The sequence below is a fragment of the Armatimonas sp. genome, from assembly GCF_031410135.1.
Classification (GTDB): domain Bacteria; phylum Armatimonadota; class Armatimonadia; order Armatimonadales; family Armatimonadaceae; genus Armatimonas.
This window is the reverse complement of the sequence record NZ_JANNYP010000578.1, coordinates 1-4,724: the sequence shown is the minus strand read 5'-3', so window position 1 is coordinate 4,724 and position 4,724 is coordinate 1. Positions and strand designations below refer to the sequence as shown.

The 4,724-nt window shown below is 60.4% G+C and carries 4 protein-coding genes; all 4 read right to left on the bottom strand.

From position 1 onward, the window contains the following. Positions 1-76: 76 nt before the first annotated feature. A complete protein-coding gene (locus RMO15_RS21345) occupies positions 77-1,411 on the bottom strand; it encodes an MFS transporter (protein WP_309716835.1) in 1,335 nt (444 codons plus the stop codon). Positions 1,412-1,416: 5 nt separating this feature from the next. Then, positions 1,417-2,658, bottom strand: a complete 1,242-nt coding sequence (locus tag RMO15_RS21340) for a PmoA family protein (RefSeq protein WP_309716832.1) — start codon at positions 2,656-2,658, stop codon at positions 1,417-1,419. Between the two features lie 50 nt (positions 2,659-2,708). After that, positions 2,709-4,148 (bottom strand): Gfo/Idh/MocA family oxidoreductase, encoded by a 1,440-nt coding sequence (locus tag RMO15_RS21335; protein WP_309716829.1) that lies wholly within the window; start codon positions 4,146-4,148, stop codon positions 2,709-2,711. A gap of 224 nt (positions 4,149-4,372) precedes the next feature. Continuing rightward, the coding region (metG, locus tag RMO15_RS21330) for a methionine--tRNA ligase subunit beta (protein WP_309716826.1) at positions 4,373-4,724 on the bottom strand (352 nt) is incomplete at its 5' end.

Genomic DNA, 4,724 nt, shown 5'->3' with positions numbered 1-4,724 from the left:
CCTCCGTCGGTAAAGTTCCGAGCGGAGCGAGGCGGCGGAGGCACGACGCCCCTTAGCCCCACGATTTCCGTGTGGGCTACTCCGGCAGGGGCTTGCCGCGCGTCTCCGGGGCGAAGGCGAGCCCGACAAAGCCAAAGATATAGATGCTGGCGACAATGGCGGCGGCGATTCGGAAGCCGTGGGCAGGATCAGCGGGATCGTTGTAGGCTTTCGCAAGTCCCCCGAGGGCAAAGGGTGCGGCGGCAGCGAGCAGACGAGCACAGTTGTAGCAGAATCCGATTCCCGTGGCACGAAGCCGTGTCGGGTAGAGCTCCGGGAAGTAGACGGCAAAGGCGGAGAACGGAGCCAGTGCACAGAACCCGAGCACGAAGGAGAGCGCATAGGCGGTATTCAGATCTCGGACTCCCCAGAAGGCAAGCTGGATCGAGCCGTAGGCCAGCAGCAAAAAGAGCGCTAGCGCGGGTTTACGGCCCACTCTCTCGCTCAGAACCGCATAGCCGAACATCCCTAGAAACGCACCGACATTCTGGAAAATAAAGGCGATACTGACCCACTGCGCGAGCTGCTTCTTGCCCTCTGCTACCTCCATGGATGCCACATTGGGGCCGAGCACGGTGCGGATAAAATCGGGAAGGAAAAACCCAACGCCCCAGAGTCCACCAACACCGGCCAGAGCAATCAGTGTGCCTGCAATCGTGTTTTTTCGTAGAGTAGGATCTTTAAAGAGAGAGGCAATATTGCCGATCTCCCCACTCGCATGGGCCTTTTCCTTAGCCGCATGCCATGCCTCGGGCTCCTTCACCGAGGAGCGAATCCAGAGGACAAGCAGCGCAGGGGCAGCCCCCACGAAGTAAACCACGCGCCAGTCCGCTCCGGCGAGTAGGTTGATGACCGCGGCTCCCATGTTTCCCACCGCGGAGAGAGCCTGTAGTGTTCCCAGAGCCATGGGACGGGAGCGATTCGGCCAGACCTCGGCCACTAAGGCAGCACCAGCGGCGAACTCACCCCCCACCCCGAGCGCGGTGATGAAGCGACAGATAAAGTACTGCGGTAAGTTCTGCACGAGGCCGTTCAAGCCGGTAAAGATGGCGTAGATCAGAATCGTCAACATCATCGTCCGGGTGCGACCCAGTTTGTCGCCGACCATCCCAAAGATAAAACCGCCGACGGCCCAGCCTACCAGAAACGTCGCCGTGAGCTGCGCCCCGACGAGCTTGGCGGCATCGTCCAGCTCTTTTCCGGTGAGTCCTGTCAGCTCCAAGAGCGCCTTGACCGAGGGAGCCCGAACCATATTAAATAGATTCTGGTCCATCGCATCAAAGAGCCAGCCCAGCGCCGCGATAATCAGCACCATCCAGGAGTACTTGGGAATTCCCTGGTACCACTTCAGGTTCTTATCTTCGTTGCTCATAACACTCATTTGGCAAGTTCAACTTTCGGGGGGGTGGCCCAGGCATTAAAGCTCTCGGCGATTTTTGCGGCGCGGGTGTCGCCTTTGTGGAAGAGAACCCGGTAGGCAAACGTGACGGACTTGCCCTCGGGCGTGATCAGCTGCCCGGCGTGGCGGTCGGTCTTCTTGGTGGTGTCGAAGTCGTGGAGACCGAAGGGGTTGGCGGCGTAGAGACCGTAGGTGCGCGAGTGCCAGGTGGTCGGGTAGCGCAGGTTGCTTGGGGAGTCGAAGATCGCGATTCCAAAGGTCTCGCCCCCCGACTCAATCGGCCCCCAGTAGTCGTGCCACGGGGAGGGCTTCCCCCAGACCGCCGTGTTTTTCACGCCCTCGGCGCTCTCAAGCGTCCCCTTGCCCTCTTTCTCCGCCTTCATGATTTCGGGGACGCGCAGCGCAAACGTCCCCTCTTTGGTATCACCCCAGTGGAGCGGCCCGCCCACCGCCGTGACCGTGATCGAAAAATCTAGCAAGATGCCCTCTCCAAGCGGCGTAACCACGATCTCCCGTGTGTCCTTGGCGATGGTCTTGCCCGCCTCAGTGATCCAGTCGGTCTTGGTGCCGAGCTTGCCGTAGACCGCGCCACTCTCCAGCGCCGAGTAGCCCGTATTGACGGTCTTACCAATTGGGTGCCCCGCTTTTGCGACCTCGGTCCAGAAATCCACATCGTTCATCTCGCCGTGGGTGAACCAGAGACCCCGGTGGTGCGGGTGGTCTTTCTCCTCATGCCCCACATCCTCCAGCGGCCAACGCCGTGTGAAGTGCTTGCCGCCAAAGGCCTGAATGGGGTAGAGGTAGGGTTTATTGGGACCGGTTGTGGTGTCGTAGCGGGTGAAGAGCTGACCGCCGATCAGAATCTCAGCGTTCTTGCCCGCCTCTTTCACCTCGACAGCACCAGGCTTACCGGGAACAAGAACAAAGAGCTTAGACTCACCCTTCTTAAGGGCGGGGGCGATAAATGTTAGCTTTACATTGCCTTTTCCAACAGCCTCGCTCTGAAACGAGAGCAGGGCGGCTCCACGTGGTATCACGCGCCGCTTGGTGAGCTCACTCTGGGGGAGCACTAGGGAGAGCGGCGCGAGTGCGCTATCGGCGCGTTCGGCCGTGACGCGAACGGGGACGCTCTGGGCATCGGCAGCTCCCGCCGCGAGCATCACGCCTGCGGCGGCGGCTCCGGCAACAGCACTGCGGCGGAGAAATTCAGGTTTCGGCATGCACCGGTTTTCGACAGGGGAGGAAGCGATTCCTCCCCTGCGAGTGCGATTTACACCTTCGGAAGCTCGAAGCCCTTTCGGTACTCACGGGTGAGGAGCATATTTGCCTCTTTATCGCCCGACCCAATAAAGCGCTCCTTCTTGGGATCGAACTTCAGGCTGGCTCCGAAGCGCAGCTTGGCATCAGATGTCAGCGCATTGTTGGCAGTGAGATGCTGGATCATGCGCGAGTACGCCTCGCCAAAGGGCTTGTTCTCAAAGTTACTCTTGGCCGGATCGCCTTCTTTGCCCAAGCGGTAGCTCACGTTGCCCAAATGGCACAGGGCGCTGGAGAGGTGGCCTTCCAAGACCGGCGCAGCCAGATCAGACTGCTGGCGGCTCTTGACGGCCTTGATAAACGCCGCGAAGTGGTCCCCGCCCCCACTAAAGGTCTCCAGCGGCTTGCCCTCTTTATCAAACGCCGCTGCCTTGCCGTAGCTAGAGGTAAAGACCACGTAGCCATTCTCACCGTAGACAATATCGCCGATATCCGCTCCCATGAACTTTTCAGTCGGGAGGCCACGCACCTCGAAGATAAGCTGCTTGTCGCCGTAGTCGTAGGTGGAGACGACGGTGTTGGGGGTGTTGGCCTGGTCCACATAGCCCAGCCGACAGCCAATCGTCTCGACGCCCAGCGGCAGCTCGTGCTTGTCCAGTGCCCAGCGCGCAATGTCCATCTGGTGGATTCCCTGGTTGCCCAGATCGCCCGCGCCGTAGTCGTAGTTCCAGTGCCACTCGTAGTGGAAGCGATTGGGGTTAAAAGGCCGCTTCGGAGCCGGGCCAAGCCAGATATCGTAGTCCACACCCACAGGCACCGGGCCATCGGGCTTGATGCCTATGCTCCTGCGCGGCTTGTAACAGAGCCCCCGCGCCATCGTCACCTTGCCAAGCTTGCCCTCATGCAGAAACTTAATCCCCTGCTGAACGGCTTTTGCGGAGCGGCTCTGAGTTCCCACCTGGCAGATGCGCCCGGTGCGCTGCTGAAGTTGCACCAGCCGCCGTCCTTCGCTCACATTATGGCTACAGGGCTTCTCGACATAGACATCCTTGCCCGCCTGCATCGCCCACGACGCCGCGAGCGAGTGCCAGTGGATCGGCAGCGCGCACGAGACGGCATCAATGTCGTTGTCCTCGAAAACCTTGCGCAAGTCCTTGTAGATCTTGGGCTTCTTGCCCGTCTTTTTCTCGACCACCGCCGCCGCTTTCTCCGCGGAGCTTAAGTCCACATCGCAAATCGCGACCACTTCGGCATCGGGTAGGCCCATATATCCCTCCACATGGGCCATCCCGCGCCCGTGCACCCCGATCACCGCCATACGCACTTTATCTGCCGCTCCATAGCGCCGTCGTGGGCGCGTGGGCTCCGGCTCTGTGGCAAACGCCCCGGATGCGGTCAGCGACGCTATCGCAGCGGCAAAGAACGCCTCATCTAAAAAACCTCGTCGTGTCATTGCTTCTTCTCCCAAAGAACTAAAAGTCTAAAGAGAGGTTCGGCCCAGCGACGAGGTTTTCCTTCTCAGATTGAGTTTCCCCTCCCCCGGCTCTGTTCGTTCCTCTCTTCGCCACCCCCTCCCAATAATGGGAGAGGGTTGGGAGTGAGTTCTGACTCCCCCTCCCTCCCACCCGAAGGGCTTGTTATTGGGAGGAGAGGGGGCCGGGGGGAGGGAGGGCAAACCTACCGAACGGTGCTGCCGGAGTCGGCTTTCTTATCGGGCTGGAGCAGGATGGCATTGCCCTCCGCATCCGTGGCGGCGAGGAGCATTCCCTTGCTCTCGACACCACGCATCTTGCGGGGCTTGAGGTTGTACACCACAACGATCTGCCGACCAACCAGCTCCTCCGGGGTGTAGGCCGTGGCGATGCCGCTGACGATCTGCCGATCTTCCTCGCCGATCTTGAGCTGGAGCTTCAGGAGCTTGTCGGCCCCCTCCACTTTCTCAGCCGCTACAATATCGGCGACGCGCAGTTCGACTTTCAGAAAGTCATCAATCGTGATCTCGTTGCTGGTCTCAGCAGGTGCTTCGGGC